The following is an 18,819-nucleotide window of genomic DNA, read 5'->3' on the forward strand; positions in this document are numbered from 1 at the left end:
CTCAGGTGCGGCAATTCATCGGTTCCAGATCGGCTTGATGTCGCTCCCGCAGTGCGTGGCGTTGTCGGTCGCCAGCCGCAGCGGCTCCTGGAAGTTGAACGGCTGCATCAGGTCGAGCTTCGAGAGGCCCAGGCCGGGCGTCGGGCGCGCGTTGAGCGGCTTGAACAGCATGTCGCCGACCGCGGCCGAGGGCCAGATGCTCTGGCTCCAGGCCATGAAGACGCCCTTGCGCGTCCAGCGTCCCTGGCCGTCGATCGTGTCGGCGACCTTGACCTGGACGTTGGCGTTCATGCCCGACCACGGGTGCGAGGAGGGCGGCGGGCCCTTGCCGGTCTTCGGCTCGCGACACTCGAGGCCGTTCGCGTCGCCGACGGGCGGCTTGGCCATGATGAGCGACGGGTACGCGGCCGTGATCAGCGTCTTCGCCGCCATCACGCGGGCGGCGCGGCGCAGCTCGATCAGCGCCTTGCCGTCGCGCGGCGGCAGCGCCCACTCGTTGTCGACTCTCGAGCCCGCGACGCGCAGCTTGCCCCAGTCGCTGGCGACGATCAGCGCGAGCGTGTCGATGTTGTTCCCGGCCGCGTCGTAGGAGTCGGCGAGCTGGTCGCCGAGTCTGTCGGCGCGGGTCTGGACCTTGTCGGCGAGCGTCGCGCGTCCGGTCTCGTTGCTGAGGAACGCGCCGAGGCCGAAGACGGCGGACATCCCTTCGAACACGTAGCTCGCCGGCGGCCCGGCGAACACGCCGACCTTGACCGCGTAGGAGGTCAGCTGCAGCTTCCACGCGGTCGTGTTCCAGCCGTCACCGGGGTTCAGCTCGCGCTTGACGGTGTTGGTGATGTCGCGCAGGTCGACCTGCGTGCCCCGCTGCGCCTTCTCGAACGGTCTCTTGAGCGCCTCGAAGTACGTGTAGATGTTCGCGAGGGCTCTCACCTCGTCGATGAGCTGCGCCTGCGTCGCTCTGAACTCCTGCTCGCTGAAGCCCGGGTTGCCGCCCGGGTAGGTCGAGGTCTCCAGCGTGCTCTTCTTGCCCAGCCACTTCTGCCCGTACTGCTTCCAATAGAGGCGGCGGAGGTCGCACGTCGGCTGGTCGGTGCAGAAGTCCAGGCGCTTGGCGAGGTACGTCATCGCCGCGGCGTTGACGGCGGGGAACGCCTCCGGCGCCTGGCTGACGACGTCGGTCAGCGCGGTGCTGACGCTGCCCGTCGTCGCCTCCACGAGCGGCTCGAAGTTGTTGCGGCGCGTGCGCGCGAGGCTGCCGACGAGCCGTGAGGCGTCGTTGTCGAGCGCGCGGCTCGCGTCGACCGCGGGGAGATCCGCGTCGACTCGGCCGACGAGCGCGTAGCCGGCGTCGTCCTGCCCTTGCAGCTCGTTGAACGCCCAGCGGTTGCCGCCGAGCCGCGCGATCTGCTCGCCTGCGTCGTTCCACGCGGCGCCCGCCGCCTTGACCTTGCCGACCGTCTGCAGCAGCACGGTCGGGTGCCCCGGGATGTCGGCGATGCGGCGCAGCTCGCCGGCCATGCTCGCCTGGCGCCCGGTGTCGTCGCCCGGGCCGTTCGTCGCGAGCAGCTTGTTCTCGACGACTCTGAGCCGGTCGTTGAGGGCGACGACGTGGATGCCGGCGGTCACGCCGCCGTCGAGCCGCGCGGTCTGCTCGGAGCCGTTGAGGCGCATCGTGTTCGTGCCGGCCGGCTTGCCGGGGACGCGCGTGTCGAACGTCGGATGTCTGAGGTCGACGACGTCGTACAGCTGCGTCGCGTCGTTGAACTGCAGGTAGGCGTCGATGTCCGGATCGCGCTCGCCGCCCTCGAACCGGATCTTGGTCCAGGCGGAGCCGCGTGGCGCGCCCGGCAGCCCGATGAACGTGAACGGCTGACCGGCGTAGAGCGCGGTCATCTCCTCCTTGTTGAGCGGCGCTCCGCCGAGCCGCTGCAGCAGCTCGTTCAGGCGCTCCGCGGCGAGCGGGTCGCGCGCGCCCCAATGGCTGACGATCATCATGTGGTCGTCGGTCGCGGCGTAGCCGTCGGCGACTGCCTTCAGCGAGGCGGCGCCCTCCTTGTTCGGGTCGAAGCCACCCGACTTGACGACTGTGCGGGTGGCACGCTCGAGCACGGCGTACTGGAGCCCGCCCTTGTCGACGACCGTTCTGCCGTCGATCGTGATGCGCGCGGTGCCGGGCTCGATCGTGTGGAGCGCGGCGCCGATCGGCGGGTCGTCCGGGCGCACGCCGATCGTGAGCGTGTCGTTGGAGGCGCTGCCGTCGGAGTCGCGGACGGTGTGGCGCAGGACGTACGTGCCGGTCTCGGCGTCGGTCAGCGTCGGCCGCGTCTCGTCCGCGTCGCGCAGTTCCGCGTCCGATCCGGCCGGCTCCTGCACGATCCGCCACTGCGACGTGAGGTCGTCGTCGTTGCCTGAGAGCGCGGCGCGCTTGGGCCCGACGGTGATCGTGCGGGCGGTCGTCGTGACGTCGCCGCCGGCGCTGGCGATCGGGGTCGAGCGCGCAAGTCTGACCGTGCGCGTCTCGATGTCGTGGTAGCCGTCGGGACGGTCCGCCCGCAGGCGTATCCGGTTTCTGCCGAAGCGCAGGCCGTCGTGCGCGGCGAGCGCGCCGACGCGCGTCCCGCCCCGCACCTTGTGGAAGGCGCGGTCGGCGCGTCTGCCGTTGACCCAGACGCGCAGCTTCGTGGCGCGCGACAGGCCGCGCACCTTGATCGCGACCGGCGCTGCGCTGGTGCCGACGCGCACCGAGGAGACGGTCATGATCCCCGGCTTGTGCGCCGGCTTGGCGGCGGCGGCGCCAGACGGCGGCAACGCGGCCAGGACGCCGACGGCGGCGCCGAGCGCGGCCGCGCGCGCGACGCGGCGTCTTGACTGGGACGGCTGGATCATGCGCTGCACCTCTGGGCGGGGGACGAACCGGACCTTTCCGTACAGTGTTCGGCAGGTTCGGCCCGTTTCTTCAGTCGGACTTGGCTGTCACGGACGGGGCGGCTGTCTCGTCCTCTGTTCATGACGCTCTCGCGACGTCAGGATCGACCGGTGACGCACGACGTCTTCGCCGCTCATCGCCCGCGCCTGCTCGGCGTCGCCTACGGGATCCTCGGAGAGCTGCCGGAGGCCGAGGACGTCGTGCAGGACGCGTGGCTGCGCTGGCAGGCGGCGGATCGCGACGAGGTGCGCGACGCGACGGGCTTCCTCATCACCACGACGACACGGCTGGCGATCGACCGGCTGCGCTCGGCGCGCGCACGGCGCGAGACGTACGTCGGGACGTGGCTGCCCGATCCGCTCGTGTCCGATCCGGACGATCCGGACGATCCGGCGGTTGCGGCGATCGAGGCCGAGCGGCTGAGCGTCGCGCTGCTGGTCGCGCTGGAGCGGCTCAACCCGGTCGAGCGCGCTGTGCTCGTCCTGCGCGACGCCTTCGACCTCGAGTACGCCGAGATCGCCGACGCGCTGCAGCTCTCGCCGGGCAACGCGCGTCAGATCGCCAAGCGGGCCCGCGACCGCATCGGCGACGACGCCCGCCGCAGGCCGATCGCGCCGGAGGAGCAGCAGCGGCTGCTCGTCGCGTTCATGGCCGCCGCCCACGCCGGCGACGTCGACGTGCTGCGCGAGCTGCTCGCCGCCGACGCGATCCAGTTCTCCGACGGTGGCGGCCACGGGAACGTCGCCCGCACGCCGATCGCGGGCGCCGAGCAGATCGCGCGCTTCTACGCCGGCGTGCGCCGCACCGGTGCGATGCCGCGCGACCTCGTCCCGCAGCTCGTACGCGTCAACGGCGAGATCGGCGTGCGCCTCACGAGCCGCGCGGCCGGCCAGTACGCGATCACGCTGCTGGACGTCGCCGACGGGCGGATCGTCGCGATCCGCAACTTCGCCAACCCCGCCCGCTTCGCCGGCGACCGAACCGGTGACCGGCCCGGCGGCTGACACGAGGACCGATCGATGCCCGCCCGACGCACCCTCGCCCATGTTCGGCCGGCGCCTCCGCGCGGCCTGCGCCGCGCGCTCCTGCGCCCGATGGGCGCCCGCGCCTTCATGGCGGTCGAGCGGTCGCTCCCGTTCCGCCTCGTCGTCTGGCGGCTGGCGCCGCGCCTGATGCGATTGACCGGCGGCCGGCTCGGCGCGCTGCTGCCGTTCCCCGCCGGTGTGATCGAGACCCGCGACCCGCGCAACGGCCGCCCGCACCGCCGCGTCGTCGTCTACTTCCACGACGGCGACCGCGTCATCGTCGTCGCCTCCAAGGGCGGGATGGCCGGCGACCCGTTCTGGTACCTGAACGCGCTCGCCGACCCGGACGTGCTCTTCGCGGGCGCCGCCCACCGCGCGCAAGCCGTCACCGCCGAGGACGAGCTGGCGCGGCTGTGGACGCTCGCCGACCAGGTCTATCCGCCGCACGCCGCGTCGCGCGCGCACGCCGCCCGCAGCGGCCGAACGATCCCGCTCGTGCAGCTCGTCCCCACCTATCATCCCGCGCGTGACGACCGAACGGAGGATCCGCGGGTTGGTCGTGATCGCCGCGCTGACGTTCGCGGCGTTCGGGCAGAGCGCTGAGGCGTCGGCCGGCGGCAGCCGGACCGCTGCGGCGGTCCAGCGGGCCCTCGATCGCGTCCTGCCGGCCGGCGCCAGCGGCACGCTGGTCGCCGCGCGCGGCGGCGAGACGCTGTACTGCAAGGGCTTCGGAATGGCCGACCGCGAGGCGCGCGTCCCGGCGAGCTGCGACACCGTCTACGACGTCATGTCGATGACGAAGCAGTTCACCGCGACGGCGGTCCTGAAGCTGCAGATGCTGGGCAAGCTGAGGGTCACCGACCCGATCGGGACGTACGTCGGGCCGGTGCCGGCCGACAAGCGCGAGATCACCGTGCAGCAGCTGCTCACGCACACCTCGGGGCTGGTCGAGGCGCTCGGCGGCGACTACGAGCGGCTGTCGCGCCGTGACATGGTGGCGGGGGCGCTCGCGTCCAGGCTGCGGTCGCCTCCGGGCGCCGAGCACCACTACTCGAACGTCGGGTACAGCCTCCTCGCCGCGATCGTCGAGCAGGCCTCCGGCGTGGGCTACGAACAGTTCCTCGCCGCGCACCTCTTCGCGCCGGCCGGGATGACGCGGACCGGCTACGTGCTGCCGCGCTGGAAGAGGACCCGGGTCGCGGTCGAGTACGACCGGCAAGGCAAGGCGCACGGCACGCCGTTCGACCATCCCTGGGCGGAGGATGGGCCCTACTGGAACCTGCGCGGAAACGGCGGCATGCTCTCGACCGCCCGCGACATGGCGCGCTGGGACCGGGCGTTGCAGGGCGACAGGGTCCTCGATGAGCGCTCCAAGGACGCGCTGCTCAGACCTCGCGTGCGCGAGGAGCCGGGCAGCGACGCCTACTACGGCTACGGGTGGGTGATCCAGCAGACGGCAGCGGGGAAGGTCGCGTGGCACAACGGCGGCAACGCCTGGTCCTACGGCGAGCTGACGCGCCTCCCGGACGACGGGGTGATGGTGTTCTGGGTCACCAACCGCAACGCGAACCGCGCTGCGAGATGGAGCTTCGAACGGCTGGGCCCGAAGCTCACGCGCGGCGTCGTGCGCGCCGTCGTCGACTAGCCGCCGGCGAGGGCGCGCTCGAGGTTGTCGAACGCCTTGCCCCAGCCGTCGCGGTGGGAGCGGACGGCCTCCTCGTCCCACAGGTCGCGGTGGGTGAAGCGGACGGTGGTGACGCCGTCGGTCTCCTCGAAGTCGAGCTCGATCAGCTGGCGCGTGGGGTTGTAGTCCCAGAGCCACGTGAACGCGAGGCGGGTCGGGCGCTCGATCTCGGTGTAGCGCCCGCCGCCGCCGTACTCGACGTCCTCGCCGGGGTCGCGCATCACCACGCGCACGACGCCGCCGACGCGCAGGTCGACCTCGGCCTCGGTCGTCTCCCAGTGGTGCTCGCCGTGCCACCAGCGCCGGATCACCTCCTCGCTGGTCCACGCGTCGAAGACCGCGTCGGCGGGCGCACGGAACGTGCGCTCGATGCGCAGCGTCGTCGTGTCGGTCACGCCGCGTCGCCGTATCTGTCGTGCAGCTTCCACCACTGGTAGGGCGGCGACTGCGGGTAGCCCTCCGGCGAGTCCTCCCACTCCTCCTGGCGCCCGAGCGCCGTGAGGTCGAGATAGCTCCAGGTGCTCCCCATCGCCTCGTCGCCGCGGTTGTTGACGAAGTAGGTGCGGAAGACCTTGTCGCCGTCGCGCAGGAAGGCGTTCGTGCCGTGCCACTCGTCGACGCCGAAGTCGGCGTCGAAGCCGTCCGTCAGGGTGTACCAGGGGATCTCCCAGCCCATCCGCGCCTTCCAGCGCTCGATGTCCGGCTGCGGTGCGCGCGAGACGAACGCGAGCGTCGTGTCGCGCGCGTTCAGGTGCGAGAGGTGCGCGACCTGGTCGGCGAGGAACGAGCAGCCGGGGCAGCCGTGCTCGGGCCAGCCGTGCACGCCGGGCTCGTAGAAGTAGCGATAGACGATCAGCTGGCGGCGGCCGTCGAACAGGTCGAGCAGGCTCGCGCGGCCGTCGGGGCCGTCGAAGACGTACTCCTGCTCGACGGCCATCATCGGCATGCGGCGGCGCTCGGCGGCCAGCGCGTCGCGGGCGCGCGTGTGCTCCTTCTCTCTCACCAGCAGCTGCTCGCGGGCGGCGGCCCACTCCTGCGGTGACACGACCGGTGGGGCGTTCATTGCGATCTGTCCTCCTTCAGGTACTCGTCGACGACGTCGAACAGGCGCCCCCAGAGGGCGCGCTGGCGATCCATCCAGTCGGCCGCCTCGCTGAGCACAGCGGGCTCGAGCGACAGCCGGTGCGTCCGGCCCTCGATCACGCGCGACACGACGCCGGTCTCCTCCAAGACCCTGAGGTGCTTGGAGATCGCGGGCTTGGACACACCCAGACCAGCGGTCGCGACACCGACCGTCGCCGGGCCTGCGGCGAGGCGCTCGACGATCTCGCGGCGGATCGGGTGCGACAACGCTTTGAACGAATCGTTAACCACTAGGTTAACAATAGCACGCGGCGGAGCGAGCGATCGTGCTGCCGCGCCGGTCGGGTAGCCGTACCGCGACGGGCGCTGCGCCGGCTTATGGTGTTGGCGTGCCGACGCGCACGACAGCGCCGGGGGCGCCCGAGATGCGGGAGCGGCACGCGCTCGCCGCCGCTTCGTTGACGAACGGCCCGACCGAGCTGATCGACTTCCTGCTGCCGTTGTGGGCGGGCGTCGCGCTCGGCGCCAGCGCGACCGAGGTCGGCGTGCTCGTCGCACTGGAGATGGCCGTCTCGCTGATCGTGCGGCCGCCGGCGGGCGTCCTCGCCGACCGCCGCGAGCGGCGCGTCGTCGCCGGGCTCGGCGCGCTGCTGCTCGGGCTCGCGTGCGTCGGCTACGCCGTCGCGGGATCGCTGGTGGTCGCGTGCGCGGCCGCGGCGGTCGGCGGCGTCGGCGGCGCGCTGCTGTGGGTCCCGCTGCGCGCGATCGCCGGCGAGCGGCTGGCCGAGGACTCGACCGTCTACCCGCGCCTGATGGCGGCGCGCGAGACCGGCACGTGGGTCGCGTTCGTCGGCGGGCTGACGCTGCTGAGCGCGATCGACTTCACCGGCCTCTTCCTCGCGTGCGCCGCGGCCTGCGCGATCGGCGCCGGCCTCCTCTTCGCGAGCCCGTCCCGCGCGGTCGGCGGCGCGTCCGACGCGAGCGGGACCGCCGGCGCCGACGCGGCCGGGTTCGGGCTCGGGCCGGTCGGCCGGCGGCTGCGGCCGATGCTGCTCGCCGTCATCGTGACGATGACGGCCGAGGCGGCGATCGGGATGCTCCTGCTGCTGCACCTGCAACGCGGCTTCGACCTGGAGATCATGGAGATCGCGTACGTCTTCCTGCCGGGCGCGATCGTGATGAGCGTCCTGCCAGAGCGGCTCCACGGGCTCGTGCTGCGGTTCGGACGCACGCGCGTGCTCGCGGCCGCGTCGGTCGCCAGCGCGCTGTTCGCGCTGAGTCTCGCGTGGGCTCCGAGCCCCGCCGCGATCGCCGTGCTGTGGGTCCTGAGCGGCGTTGCGTGGGCGGCGGTGATGCCGATCCAGGAGGCGGTCGTAGCGGAGGCGTCTGGCGAGCGGGTCGGCCGCGGGATGGGCTTGTACGAGTCGGCCGCGATGACCGGCGGGCTCCTCGGCGCGCTCGCGGCCGGGGTGCTCTACGACGCCAGCTCGTGGGAGGCGGCCTGCGTCGTCGCGGCGGCGGTGATCCTGTCCGGCGCCGTGATCGTCCCCCGCTCCGTGCGCGCGCTCGGCGTAGCCGACGTGCCGGTCGAGACCGCGGCGCCCGTCGCCCCACCGGCCGCCGCGCCCGCCGCCCCGCCGGCCGCGCCCGCCGCCGCGCCGCCGGCCGCGCCCGCCGCCGCGCCGGCCGCGCCCGCCGCCGCGCCGGCCGCGCCCGCCGCCGCGCCGGCCGCGCCCGCGGCCGCGCCGGCCGCGCCCGCGGCCGCGCCGGCCGCGCCCGCCGTCGCCCATGCACGTGCACGCCTGCGCGAGCTGGGTCAGCACGCGGCGCTGTTCGTCGCGGTCCAGGTCGCGCTGGTGGTCGTCGAGCTGTCATGGCTGCTCGACCTGGCGACCGGCGACAGCTCGCTGCTGAACGGCGCCGGCGCGCCCGACGGCACCGGTGGAGCGATCCACGGCGCGGGCCGCGTCTGGACCTTCGTCCTGCTGGTCGACGTCGCCTGGTCGCTCGTCGTGCTCACCCGCGCGCGTACGCGCTCGGCGGCTGGCCGACGTAGCGTGTGAACGCCGTGCTGAACGCGCTCGCGGACCCGTAGCCGACGCGTTCGGCGATCTCGGCGAGCACGAGCTCGCGGCGGCGCAGCAGGTCCTTGGCGAGCGCGATGCGCCAGGTCAGCAGGTACTCCATCGGGGGCAGCCCGACGGTGCGGGAGAAGCGCTCGAAGAACGCCGAGCGCGAGAGCGCGGCCGCCTGCGCGAGCTCGGTCACCGTCCACGAACGCGCGACGTCGGCGTGCAACTCGCGGATCGCCGGCGCGAGCCGCGCATCGGCCAGCCCGCGCAGCAGGCCCGGATGCGCATCCTCGCTCGGCGTCGACCGCAGCGCTTCGACGAGCAGCACCTCCACGAGGCGCGGGAGGACGAGATCCCGGCCTGCCCGCTGTGCGCTCGACTCCTCGCCGACGAGCCGGACGAGGGTCGCGAGCCGCTCGGCGCCGCGCACGTGGACGACCGCCGGCAGCAGCGTCCCGAGGAGCGTCGCGTCGGGCGAGTCGAAGGCGAAGTAGCCGCCGAGCAGTCGCATGTCGGGGTCTCCGTCGGGCGTGCCGTGGCGGACCTCGTCCGGCGAGGCGAGCGTCGCGGTCGGATCGATCTGCACGGGCGTCACCTGCTCGAAGCCGGAGAGGGTGAAGCCCGGGGTCGCCGGCAGGAGCACGAAGTCGCCCGCCCCGAGCGTGATGGGGGGATGGCCGTCGACCGCGAGGCGGCAGCTGCCCTCGAGCACGGTGCAGAAGCTCGGGTCGCCGTAGGCCGAGTAGCGCACGCCCCAGCGGCCGGCGCCGCTGATGCGCTTGGAGAGCACGGAGCGCGGCCGGAGCAGCGCGATGACTTCGGAAAGAGGATCGCTCATCTTGGACGCTCGATAATGAATTGCGGACTCTACACGATAGAAAGTCCTGATTCCATCGGTAAGGTCGTTGAATCAACACGATCGAGGGTCCACGGTGGACCTCACAAGGAGCCGACATGAAGACTGTGCTGATCACCGGTTGCTCGTCGGGCTACGGCCTGGAGACCGCGCGCCACTTCCACTCCCACGGCTGGAACGTGGTCGCGACGATGCGGACGCCGCGCGAAGACGTCCTGCCGCAGTCGGAACGGCTCCGCGTCGTCCCGCTCGACGTCACGAGGCCCGCGTCGATCGCGGCCGCGATCGAGGCGAGCGGGCCGATCGACGTGCTCGTCAACAACGCTGGCGTCGGAGCGATCGGGGCGTTCGAGTCGACGCCGATCGCGATGGCGCGCGAGCTGTTCGAGACCAACACCTTCGGCGTGATGGCGATGACGCAGGCGGTGCTGCCCCAGTTCCGCGAGCGGCGAGCCGGCGTGGTCGTGAACGTGACCTCGAGCGTGACGCTGGCGCGCATGCCGTTGGTGGCGGTGTACACCGCGAGCAAGGCCGCGATCGAAGGCTTCACCGCGTCGCTCGCGCTCGAGCTCGAGGAGTTCGACGTCGGCGCGAAGCTGGTCGAGCCCGGCTACTGCCCGACGACCGCGTTCACGAGCAACGGCCAGTCGCGCATGGAGGGCCTGATACCCGAGGGGTACGCGTCGTTCGCGCAGCGCGTCCTGGGCGACTTCGAGCAGCCGGCCGCCGTGACGCGCGTGTCCGACGTGGCGGAGGCGGTCTGGCGCGCCGCGAACGACGCGACCGGACAGCTCCGCTTCCCGGCGGGTCCCGACGCGGTCGCGCTGGCGCAGTCGCGATAGGACGCGCCGGTGGCGGGCGATACGCTGGCGCGGCGATGGGAGCGAAGCGGACGCCACGGACGAAGCCGGGGGAGGAGCGGCGCAGCGACCTGCTCGACGCGGCCGAGCGGGTCGTCGTCGAGCGCGGCGTCGACGGTCTCACGATCGACGACGTAACGGCCGGCGCCGGCGTCGCGAAGGGCACGTTCTACCTCCACTTCGGCAGCAAGGACGCGCTGATCGCGGCGTTGAGAGAGCGCTGCGTCGAGCGCGTGCTCAGACGGCAGCGCGACGCCGCCGCCGACGCCGAGAGCGGCGCGCGGGTCGAGCGGTGGGTGCTCGCCGGCCTCGACGGGTACCTCGACGACGCCGCGCTCGTCGACGTGCTGTTCCACGCCGCCGGCCCCGGCGCGGTCACCACGCCGGAGGGCGCCGTCAGGCAGCTGAGCCGGCTGATCGCGGAGGCGGACCCGGACGCGCCCGACCCGCGCGCGACCGCGATCGTGCTGTACCACGCGCTGCACGGCGTCGCCGACCACCTGCTCGGCGAGCCGGACGACGGCGAGCGGCTGCGCGCGGAGCTGGTGCGGCTCTGCCGCGCGCTCGCCGGACCCTGACCGTCAGTCTCTGCCGGTCAGCTGGGCCCACAGCGCCGGCGCGTCGGCGGGCTTCGCCGGCGCGGTGCGTCTGAGCAGGATCGCGTCGAGGTCGTGCAGGACCCACCAGGCGCTCAGCCCTGTCGTCGAGAACCACCCGGTGTAGTCGACCTCTGCCGTCAGCGAGCCGCGCGTGTCGAGCGTCGGTGTCTCGAACACCGGTCTCCCGCCGGTGTAGCCGTCGTCGACCAGCGCGATCACGACGTCGCCCGCGTGCTCGCCGAGCAGCTCCTCGGAGACGGCCGTGAAGCCGTAGTCGTCCTTGCCGCCGTCGTTGCCGTCGATCTGCGCGGCGGGTCGCTCGAAGCCGAGCCGTCTCAGCAGCCGGCCGAACACCGTGCCGTCGTCGAACGCGTAGAACGTGTCGGGGTAGGAGGCGAGCACCGAGACGGTCGCTCCGGCCATGTCGCTGCGGGCGATCCGCGCCGCGAGCCGCCGCGTGGCCGTCTCGACGCGCGTGACGATCTCCTCGGCTGCCGCTCCGCGGTCCGTCACCTTCGCCAGCACGCGCAGCTGCTCGTCCCACGGCCGCTGGTCGGTCACGATCACGACCGGGGCGATCTGCTCGAGCTGCGGGCGCAGTCTGTCGACGTCGGTGTAGCGCATGCCGACGATCAGCTCGGGGCGCGCGGCCGCGACGAGCTCGAGCTTGGAGCGATCGACCAGCTCGACGCCGGCTGCGGTCAGCAGCCCGCGGATCTTGTCGTCGTCGATCAGTCTGCCGGCGTGCTCTGGGACGACGCCGAGCATCAGCAGCTGCAGTGCCGAGTACTCGTCGAGCGCCCAGATCCGCTCGTGCGTGACCGGGACCGTGACGGTCCGGTCGCCGGTGTCGACGGTGACGGTCTCGGCGGCGGCGGCCGTCGCGGAGCGGTCGGGCTCGTCGCTCCCGCTCCCGCACGCGCCGAGCGCCAGCGCCGCCGCGGCGGCGCAGATCAGCAGGCAGACGGTTCGCAGCATCGGGTCGCTTTCGTAGGGGCCAGTTAGGGCACCCTAACAAAAGAGTGACTGGTAGTCAGTCAGGTGGCAATGCGGGCGAGCTGCGCCCACGCCAGCGCGACGTCGAAGCCGGCGGGCGGCTCGAAGCGGGCGTCGAGCGCGACGAGGTCGGTCGAGTCGTCGAGCAGGAGGGCGCAGAGCCGCGCTCCGTCGTCGGCGACGAGGTGCCAGCCGTCGTCGTCGTGGACCATGCCGAGCGCGCGCAGCTCGCGCGCGGCCTCACCGGGGGCGGAGAGCCGGACCCAGCGCTGGTCTCGCACCGCGTGCATCGCGATGCCGAGTGCCGGCGCCGGCGCCGTCTCCCGCACGAGGAAGCGCCGGCGCGTGCGCGCGGCGCGCGCACGCGCATCCGGGCCGAGCGCGGCGAGCAGCTTCGCCTCCGCGTGCTCGGCGCCGGCGTCGAGCGCCGGCTCGACCGAGCCGGCGACGATGCGGGCCAGCGTGAGCGCCTCGACGTCGGGACCCGTCAGCGCCAGGAGCGTGCGAACGGTGTCGCGCGGGATGCGGTAGCCGCCCGCGGGCCCGTGCTCGGCCTCGAGGCGAACGCCCGCCGTCGCGAGCACCTCGACGTCGCGGTAGACGGTGCGACGCGAGACGCCGAGCTCGCCGGCGAGCTGCTCGGCGGTCATCGTCCCGCGCGCCTGCAGCAGACCGACGAGCGTCAGGAGGCGGCTGACTCGCATGCACGCAAGTCTCGCACGCGCGGCGAGGCCTCCGGCGACGATGCTGACGCTCGCTGGCAGCGATCGCTGCGACGGTCCGCCCATGGCCGAGCACGACTCCCCGCCGGACCCGCAGGCGCGCGCCCGCCGCCTCGCGGCGTACCGCGAGATCCGCCTCTGGGGCGATCCTGTCCTGCGCGCGAGCGCCCGGCCGGTCGAGCGCTTCGACGACGGGCTCGCCGACTTGATCACGCGCCTGCGCTGGGTGATCGACGACGCGACCGGCGCGGGCCTCGCCGCGCCGCAACTCGGCGTGCTCGTGCGCGTCGTCGTCTATCGCGTGCCGGACGAGGAGCGCGACGGGCCGGCGCGGGTGCTCGTCAATCCGGCGATCGTGGTGCGCTCGGCCGAGCGCACCACGTTCGTCGAGGGCTGCCTCAGCATGCCCGGCATCGTCGCTCCGGTCGAGCGCTGCGCGAACGTCGTCGTGCACGCGTGCGACGAGCACGGACGTGCGCGTGAGATCGCCGCCGCGGGCGACCACGCGAGCGTCCTGCAACACGAGCTCGACCACCTCGACGGCGTGCTGCTCCCCGATCGCCTGACCCCGGAACACCGTCGCTCCTACGTGCGCGCGGTGCACGACGCGGCGCGCGCCGGCTGGCCGGCGATCTGACCCCGAGCGCTACCGGACGTACTCCTCGAGCCGTTCGGAGAGGATGATCCGCGCGGCCGCCTCGATCAGCGCGAGGTGCGAGAACGCCTGCGGGAAGTTGCCGAGGAAGCGGCTCGTGCCGGCATCGAACTCCTCGGCGTAGAGGCCGAGCGGAGAGGCGACGTGGAGCAGCCGCTCCATCAGGTCGCGCGCCCGCTCGCGCTCGCCGATCGCGGCCAGCGCGGAGACGAGCCAGAACGAGCAGATCAGGAACGTCCCCTCCTTGCCGGACATGCCGTCGTCGGTCTCGTCGGTGCGGTAGCGCAGCACGAAGCCGTGCTCGGTCAGCTCGTCGGCGATCGCGAGCACGGTCGCGCGCATCCGCTCGTCGGTGCCGGGCAAGAAGCCGAACGTCGCCGCCAGCAGCGTCGAGGCGTCGAGCGCGTCGGTCGCGTAGTGCTGGCGCAGCACGCCGCGTCTGTCGACGCCGTGCGCGAGCACGTCGGCGTGGATCTTCTCGGCGGTCGCGTGCCACTGCGCGCTGCGTCTGTCGTCGCCGCGGATCTCGGCGAGCCGAGCCGCGCGGTCGAGCGCGATCCAGCACATCAGCTTCGAGGAGACGTAGTGCTGCGGCTCGCCGCGCGCCTCCCAGATGCCCTGGTCGGGCTCGGTCCAGACGCGCGTCGCGCACGCCGCCTGCGTCTCGACGATCGGCCACAGCCGGCGCGGGAGCCGCTGGCTGCGGCGGGTGTGCAGCAGGATCGAGTCGAGCACCGCGCCGAAGACGTCGTTCTGGCGCTGGTCGTAGGCGGCGTTGCCGATCCGGACCGGGCTCGCGCCGCGGTAGCCCGACAGCTCCTCGACGACCGACTCGGTCAGGTCGCGACGGCCGTCGATCCCGTACATGATCTGCAGAGCGCCGTCCTCATTGGGCTCGAGGTCGGCGACGAACTGCATGAACTCGTCCGCCTCCCAGTCGAGTCCGAGCCAGTGCAGCGCCTGCAACGTGAAGGTCGAGTCGCGCATCCACGTGTAGCGGTAGTCCCAGTTGCGCTCGCCGCCGGGCGTCTCGGGCAGCGACGTCGTCGCCGCTGCGACGGTCGCTCCGGTCGGCATGTACGTGAGGCCCTTGATCGCCAGCGCGGAGCGCTGGATCGGCTCGCGCCAGCGGTGGTCGGGCAGGCGCGCGCGGTCGAGCCAGTCGCGCCAGTAGCGCGTCGTCGCCGCGAGCCGGCCGTTCGCGTCGTCGAGGCCGTCGGGCACCGCCAGCTGCTCGGCCCACGACAGCGCGCACCACAGCTGGTCGCCTTGATGCATGACGTGCCGTGCGCGCACGCGGCCGCCCTCGATCCCGACCGCCATGTCGGTCGCCAGGCGGATCGTCTGACCGGCGCCGGTCGCGTCGGCGACGTGGCGCTCGCCGTCGGCGAGCGTCCAGTCGGCCAGCACCCGGCCGGTGTCGAACACCGGCTCGCAGACCAGCTCGACCTCGACGCTGCCGTCGAGACAGAGGACCGTGCGGACGAGCATGTGGTCGGCGTCCTCGTCGGCCGGCGGGCGCGTGTGCGGCGTGACCTCGTCCTCGTGCCGGCGCGGCCCCATCGTCAGCGCGTCGCGGACGAGCACCCACCCGGACGGCGTGTGCCACGTCGTCACGAGGCTGTTCGTGCCCGGCTCATACGCGCGGGCGGCCGGGACGTTGATGCCGTACGGGCCGAGCCGGAAGTAGCCGGCCTGGCGGTCGAGCAGCGAGCCGAAGACGCTCGCCGAGTCGAAGCGCGGGACGCACATCCAGTCCACAGCGCCGTCGGGCGCGACGAGCGCGGCCGTGTGGCAGTTGGAGAGGAAGGCGTACTCGGCGATCGGCGGGAACGGCGACGGCGCGGCCGCGCTGCGCGGCACGGGGTCGGGTGCCGGCACGCGTGCGCGCGTGCGTGTGTGTCTGGCTGCTCTGGCTGCGGTCGTCATGCGTGCCTGCCCTTCTCGCCGTGGCCTGCGCGGCGGTTAGACTCGATCGGCCCCAGCGTCTGCCGAGGAGGGCCGGGATGCTGCATCTGCGCGTGTTCGGTGCCACGTCCGCGATCCAGGAGGCGGCCGCGCAGCTCGGCGCGCTCGCCGGCGTCGCCCATGTCACCTGCAGCGACGCGGGGACCGGCAGCGGGAGCGCGCTGCTGACGGCCGACCTGCGCCCCGACGCCGCCGACAGCGTGCTGGGGGCGCTCGACCGGCTCGGGGTGAGACACGAGGACGTCTGGCTGCTGCGGCTCGACGGCGTCCAGCCCGGGCGCCAGCGGCGTGACGCCGGCACGGTCGTGTGGGCCGATCTGCTCGGACAGGCCGGCGAGCACGCCCGCGTCGTCGCGCGCTTCCTCGCGCTGATGATGGTCGCGGGAGTGATCGCTGCGTACGGCGTGATCTACGACAACGGGATCCTGATCGTCGGCGCGATGGCGGTCAGCCCCGACTTCTTCCCGGTCGCGGCCGCGTGCATCGGCTTCGTCGCGCGCAGACGCCGGCTCGTGCTGCGCGCGCTGCGGACGCTCGCCACCGGGTTGCTGTGTACCGGCCTCGTCGCCTGCGTGCTGACGGCCGCGCTCGACCTGCTCGGCCTGCTGCCGTCGGACTTCACCATCGACTCCGGCGCGCTCAGCGGCCTCACGACGGTCAACACCTCGACGGTCGGCGTCGCGCTCGTCGCCGGGATCGCCGGGATGCTCTCGATCGAGACGCGGGCGAGCGCGGCGGTCGGCGTCGCGATCTCGGTCACGACGATCCCGGCGTCGGCCTATCTCGGCGTCGCCGCCGGCGTCGGCGAGGCGAACAAGGCGCTCGGCGCGCTCGCGGTGCTCGCGATCAACGTCGCGATGCTGCTCGTCGGCGGCACGCTGACGCTGCTCGTGCAGGCAGCGACGGCGCGTCGTGCGCAGCGGCGCGAGCAGGCGCCGGGCTGACGCCGCGCGGGCGGCGAGGAGCGTCCGGGCTGTCGCGCTGCTCCTCATCACGGGTCCGCGAGCGATCGTGTCGGCAGCCGCCGCGTCAGCCACAGCGACAGCAGCGCCGCGAGCGCCACCGCTCCGAGCGAGAGACGCAGCGCGTCGAGCTGGGCGTCGCCGTAGTCGTCGGCGACCGCGCTCGCCTGGTCGGGCGTCAGGCCGCCGTCGACCGCGGCCTGCTCGACGGAGGTGACCGGCACGATGTCGATGCCCTGCTCGGTGTTGGCGACGATCGTCTCGCGCGCGGCGGGCGGGATGTCCGGGTTGTCGGCGATGCGGTCGCTGAAGCCGGTCGCGAGCGACGCGAGCAGCACCGCGCCGACGATCGCGGTGCCGAGCGAGGAGCCGAGATTCTGGGCGGTCCCCTGGAGTCCGCCGGCCTCGCTCGTCTGGGTCGGCACGACCGACGACATGATCACGTTCCCCAGCTGCGAGGCGAGCAGCCCGGCGCCCGCGCCCATCAACGCGAGCGCGACCTTGAAGCCGGTGTCGTTCAGTCTCACGTCGAGCGTCGCGAGCATCACGACCGCGCCGACGCTGACCGCGACGAGCCCGAGCTGCGCGACGGTGCGCGGCGAGCGCCGGCCCGCGATCCCAGGTCCCAGCAGGGCGAAGACGAGCATCGCGATCGACAGCGGCAGCAGGCGCTTGCCGGTCTCGAACGCGTCGAGGCCCAGCACGACCTGCAGGTACACGGGGATGACGAAGAACGTCCCCATCAGGACGAGCTGCTGCCCGACCAGCGTCGAGAGCCCCGCGCGCAGCTGCGCGATCTTCAGCAGCGCGGTGTCGAGCAGCTGGTCCAGGCCGCGCTCGGCGCGTCGCTCCTCCCACGACACGAACGCCGCGAGCAGCGCGAGTCCGCCGAGCACCATGAACGGGACGACGGAGAAGCCGAGCGGCGTGATCTCCGTGCCGCCGATCGTCGGTGCGGAGCGCGGCTGCACGAAGCCCCAGACGCTGCTGCGCAGGATCGCGAACACGATCAGGCCGAGGCCGGCGGATGACAGCGCGACGCCGACGACGTCGAGCCGCGGGCGGTGCGCGGCGGCCGGCGCCTGCGCGAGCTGCCCGCGCAGGAGCAGGATCAGGATCACGACGACGGTCTCGGCGGCGAAGACGTAGCGCCACGTGAACTCGGTCGTCACCCAGCCGCCGATCAGCGGGCCGGCGGCGACCGCGACGGCGGCGATCCCGCCGAGCAGCGCGTACGCGAGCGCGCGGTCCTTGCCCTCGTAGGTGGCGGCGGTGAGCGCCGCGATCGCCGGCACCACGAGCACCGCGCCGAACCCCTCGATTCCCGACCAGCCGATCAGCAGGACGGCGAGGTTCGGGCTCAGCGCCGTCGTCAGCGAGCCGACCCCGTAGATCGCGAGTCCGATCGCGAACGCGCGGTTGCGGCCGATCATGTCGCCGAGCTTCGCGCCCAGCAGCATGAACGCGGCCATCACGAGCGTGTACAGCGTGATCGCGGTCTGCACGCCCTGGATCGTCGTGTCGAGGTCCGCGACGATCTGCGAGATCGCCACGTTCATGACGCTCGAGTCGAGCACCATGATGAACTGGGCGGAGGCCAGGATGGCCATCGGGAGCCACTTGCGCACGCGCGACCGACCATAAACTGTTGCGAGGCCTCACGCGAGTGGCGGCTCCCAGCGGTCGGTGATCAGCCGCTCGCTCGGCGCGGGGCCCGGCAGCGGCGCGGCGTCGGGGGCGCGCAGGCCGTCGAGCGCGATCGCGGCGATCCGCCGCTTCGCGTTCGCCGCCTCCTCCAGCAGGTCGTCGCGTCCCTGGCTGCTCAGCTGGTCCAGCAGCGGCGACTTGTTCAGCTGCTCGATCAGGAGCGCGAGGTCGACCGGCGTCACGTCCGCGCGCAGGACGCCGGCGGCGTGGGCGCGGTCGACCAGCTCCGCGATCGCCTCGTCTCCGCGACGTGAGGCGGTCTCCATCTGCGGCGTGATCTCGACCAGGCCGGCGAGCGGCGCGAGCGAGCCGGGCCCCGACTCGATGCCGGCGTTGAAGTAGTGCGCGAAGCCCTGCCACGGGTCGTCGTGCGCGAGTCCTTCCTCGGCCGCCCGCAGCCACTGGTCCAGCGCCAGCTCGCAGAGGTGCTGGAACAGCTCGTGCTTGCTGCGGTAGCGGCGGTAGAGGCTGCCGATCCCGACGCCGGCGCGGGCCGCGATCGCCGCGACCGACGCGTGCGCGCCGTCGGTCCCGATCACCTCGCGGGCCGCGCGCAGCAGCGCGCGGTCGTTGCGCTCGGCGGTCTGCTGGCGGAGTGATCTGGGGCGTGCGGCGGGCATCGGCGGATCGTAGCCAGTTGTGAGGAGCGATTCGCTCCGCTATTGTCCTGCACACCGACCGGAGCGAAACGCTCCGGTCGGGAC

The 18,819-nt window shown here is 73.0% G+C and carries 18 protein-coding genes; 8 read left to right on the forward strand and 10 right to left on the reverse strand.

Features of this window, described 5'->3' with window-relative positions:
- Nucleotides 1-15: 15 nt before the first annotated feature.
- On the reverse strand, nt 16-2,886 hold the full coding sequence (locus CWOE_RS04300; RefSeq protein WP_012932346.1) for a hypothetical protein: 2,871 nt from the start codon (nt 2,884-2,886) through the stop codon (nt 16-18).
- A 150-nt stretch (nt 2,887-3,036) separates the two neighbouring features.
- On the opposite strand from CWOE_RS04300, the gene sigJ reads away from it, so the two are divergent.
- The 3 genes from sigJ to CWOE_RS04315 are packed head-to-tail and all read left to right on the forward strand — an operon-like array spanning nt 3,037 to nt 5,596.
- Nucleotides 3,037-3,930, forward strand: coding sequence for an RNA polymerase sigma factor SigJ (gene sigJ, locus CWOE_RS04305; protein WP_012932347.1), 894 nt, complete (start codon nt 3,037-3,039; stop codon nt 3,928-3,930).
- Nucleotides 3,931-3,945: 15 nt separating this feature from the next.
- Nucleotides 3,946-4,554: a nitroreductase/quinone reductase family protein gene (locus CWOE_RS30175; protein WP_012932348.1), complete on the forward strand. Its 609-nt coding sequence runs from the start codon at nt 3,946-3,948 to the stop codon at nt 4,552-4,554.
- A complete protein-coding gene (locus tag CWOE_RS04315; RefSeq protein WP_201447142.1) occupies nt 4,478-5,596 on the forward strand; it encodes a serine hydrolase domain-containing protein in 1,119 nt (372 codons plus the stop codon). The genes CWOE_RS30175 and CWOE_RS04315 overlap by 77 nt, the downstream gene beginning before the upstream one ends.
- Here the strand turns inward: CWOE_RS04315 and CWOE_RS04320 are convergent.
- The 3 genes from CWOE_RS04320 to CWOE_RS33285 are packed head-to-tail and all read right to left on the reverse strand — an operon-like array spanning nt 5,593 to nt 7,009.
- A complete protein-coding gene (locus tag CWOE_RS04320; RefSeq protein ID WP_012932350.1) occupies nt 5,593-6,030 on the reverse strand; it encodes an SRPBCC family protein in 438 nt (145 codons plus the stop codon). The two genes, CWOE_RS04315 and CWOE_RS04320, sit on opposite strands and share 4 nt — an antisense overlap.
- Nucleotides 6,027-6,698: a DUF899 domain-containing protein gene (locus CWOE_RS04325; RefSeq protein ID WP_012932351.1), complete on the reverse strand. Its 672-nt coding sequence runs from the start codon at nt 6,696-6,698 to the stop codon at nt 6,027-6,029. The genes CWOE_RS04320 and CWOE_RS04325 overlap by 4 nt, the downstream gene beginning before the upstream one ends.
- Nucleotides 6,695-7,009, reverse strand: a complete 315-nt coding sequence (locus CWOE_RS33285) for an ArsR/SmtB family transcription factor (RefSeq protein WP_012932352.1) — start codon at nt 7,007-7,009, stop codon at nt 6,695-6,697. Before CWOE_RS33285 ends, CWOE_RS04325 begins: the two co-directional genes overlap by 4 nt.
- A gap of 98 nt (nt 7,010-7,107) precedes the next feature.
- Between CWOE_RS33285 and CWOE_RS04335 the strand changes: the two genes are divergently transcribed.
- Nucleotides 7,108-8,781, forward strand: coding sequence for an MFS transporter (locus CWOE_RS04335; protein ID WP_201447144.1), 1,674 nt, complete (start codon nt 7,108-7,110; stop codon nt 8,779-8,781).
- On the opposite strand, the gene CWOE_RS04340 is transcribed toward CWOE_RS04335, so the two are convergent.
- Nucleotides 8,735-9,628, reverse strand: a complete 894-nt coding sequence (locus CWOE_RS04340) for an AraC family transcriptional regulator (RefSeq protein WP_012932354.1) — start codon at nt 9,626-9,628, stop codon at nt 8,735-8,737. The genes CWOE_RS04335 and CWOE_RS04340 overlap by 47 nt on opposite strands.
- Before the next feature lie 116 nt (nt 9,629-9,744).
- On the opposite strand from CWOE_RS04340, the gene CWOE_RS04345 reads away from it, so the two are divergent.
- Both CWOE_RS04345 and CWOE_RS04350 read left to right on the forward strand, forming a co-directional pair.
- Nucleotides 9,745-10,488, forward strand: a complete 744-nt coding sequence (locus CWOE_RS04345; protein ID WP_012932355.1) for an SDR family oxidoreductase — start codon at nt 9,745-9,747, stop codon at nt 10,486-10,488.
- Nucleotides 10,489-10,523: 35 nt separating this feature from the next.
- On the forward strand, nt 10,524-11,084 hold the full coding sequence (locus CWOE_RS04350; RefSeq protein WP_012932356.1) for a TetR/AcrR family transcriptional regulator: 561 nt from the start codon (nt 10,524-10,526) through the stop codon (nt 11,082-11,084).
- A 3-nt stretch (nt 11,085-11,087) separates the two neighbouring features.
- Here CWOE_RS04350 and CWOE_RS04355 read toward each other — a convergent pair whose 3' ends face one another.
- Both CWOE_RS04355 and CWOE_RS33290 read right to left on the reverse strand, forming a co-directional pair.
- Nucleotides 11,088-12,083, reverse strand: coding sequence for an ABC transporter substrate-binding protein (locus tag CWOE_RS04355; RefSeq protein WP_012932357.1), 996 nt, complete (start codon nt 12,081-12,083; stop codon nt 11,088-11,090).
- A gap of 59 nt (nt 12,084-12,142) precedes the next feature.
- A complete protein-coding gene (locus CWOE_RS33290) occupies nt 12,143-12,805 on the reverse strand; it encodes a helix-turn-helix transcriptional regulator (RefSeq protein WP_012932358.1) in 663 nt (220 codons plus the stop codon).
- Nucleotides 12,806-12,887: 82 nt separating this feature from the next.
- Between CWOE_RS33290 and def the strand changes: the two genes are divergently transcribed.
- Nucleotides 12,888-13,460: a peptide deformylase gene (gene def / locus CWOE_RS04365; RefSeq protein ID WP_012932359.1), complete on the forward strand. Its 573-nt coding sequence runs from the start codon at nt 12,888-12,890 to the stop codon at nt 13,458-13,460.
- Nucleotides 13,461-13,469: 9 nt separating this feature from the next.
- On the opposite strand, the gene CWOE_RS04370 is transcribed toward def, so the two are convergent.
- Nucleotides 13,470-15,407: a glycoside hydrolase family 15 protein gene (locus tag CWOE_RS04370; protein WP_012932360.1), complete on the reverse strand. Its 1,938-nt coding sequence runs from the start codon at nt 15,405-15,407 to the stop codon at nt 13,470-13,472.
- Nucleotides 15,408-15,484: 77 nt separating this feature from the next.
- On the opposite strand from CWOE_RS04370, the gene CWOE_RS04375 reads away from it, so the two are divergent.
- Complete coding sequence (locus CWOE_RS04375) at nt 15,485-16,390, forward strand: DUF389 domain-containing protein (RefSeq protein ID WP_012932361.1); 906 nt, start codon at nt 15,485-15,487, stop codon at nt 16,388-16,390.
- A gap of 47 nt (nt 16,391-16,437) precedes the next feature.
- Here the strand turns inward: CWOE_RS04375 and CWOE_RS04380 are convergent, their stop codons facing one another.
- Both CWOE_RS04380 and CWOE_RS04385 read right to left on the reverse strand, forming a co-directional pair.
- Entirely contained in the window at nt 16,438-18,036 is a 1,599-nt protein-coding gene (locus tag CWOE_RS04380; RefSeq protein WP_012932362.1) for an MFS transporter, read from the reverse strand.
- 30 nt (nt 18,037-18,066) lie between these two features.
- The gene (locus CWOE_RS04385) at nt 18,067-18,735 is read right to left on the reverse strand and encodes a TetR/AcrR family transcriptional regulator (RefSeq protein WP_012932363.1); all 669 of its coding nucleotides are present in this window, start codon (nt 18,733-18,735) and stop codon (nt 18,067-18,069) included.
- Nucleotides 18,736-18,819: the final 84 nt, after the last annotated feature.

The sequence above is a fragment of the Conexibacter woesei DSM 14684 genome (genome assembly GCF_000025265.1).
Classification (GTDB): domain Bacteria; phylum Actinomycetota; class Thermoleophilia; order Solirubrobacterales; family Solirubrobacteraceae; genus Conexibacter; species Conexibacter woesei.

Excerpts from the sequence above, each read along its gene's own strand:
- CWOE_RS04340 (WP_012932354.1), bottom strand. The coding sequence starts at position 9,628 with ATGAGCGATCCTCTTTCCGAAGTCATCGCGCTGCTCCGGCCGCGCTCC.
- CWOE_RS04345 (WP_012932355.1), top strand. The coding sequence starts at position 9,745 with ATGAAGACTGTGCTGATCACCGGTTGCTCGTCGGGCTACGGCCTGGAG.
- CWOE_RS04350 (WP_012932356.1), top strand. The coding sequence starts at position 10,524 with ATGGGAGCGAAGCGGACGCCACGGACGAAGCCGGGGGAGGAGCGGCGC.
- CWOE_RS04300 (WP_012932346.1), bottom strand. The coding sequence starts at position 2,886 with ATGATCCAGCCGTCCCAGTCAAGACGCCGCGTCGCGCGCGCGGCCGCG.
- CWOE_RS04385 (WP_012932363.1), bottom strand. The coding sequence starts at position 18,735 with ATGCCCGCCGCACGCCCCAGATCACTCCGCCAGCAGACCGCCGAGCGC.
- CWOE_RS33290 (WP_012932358.1), bottom strand. The coding sequence starts at position 12,805 with ATGCGAGTCAGCCGCCTCCTGACGCTCGTCGGTCTGCTGCAGGCGCGC.
- CWOE_RS04370 (WP_012932360.1), bottom strand. The coding sequence starts at position 15,407 with ATGACGACCGCAGCCAGAGCAGCCAGACACACACGCACGCGCGCACGC.
- CWOE_RS04375 (WP_012932361.1), top strand. The coding sequence starts at position 15,485 with ATGCTGCATCTGCGCGTGTTCGGTGCCACGTCCGCGATCCAGGAGGCG.
- CWOE_RS04355 (WP_012932357.1), bottom strand. The coding sequence starts at position 12,083 with ATGCTGCGAACCGTCTGCCTGCTGATCTGCGCCGCCGCGGCGGCGCTG.
- CWOE_RS04325 (WP_012932351.1), bottom strand. The coding sequence starts at position 6,698 with ATGAACGCCCCACCGGTCGTGTCACCGCAGGAGTGGGCCGCCGCCCGC.
- CWOE_RS30175 (WP_012932348.1), top strand. The coding sequence starts at position 3,946 with ATGCCCGCCCGACGCACCCTCGCCCATGTTCGGCCGGCGCCTCCGCGC.
- def (WP_012932359.1), top strand. The coding sequence starts at position 12,888 with ATGGCCGAGCACGACTCCCCGCCGGACCCGCAGGCGCGCGCCCGCCGC.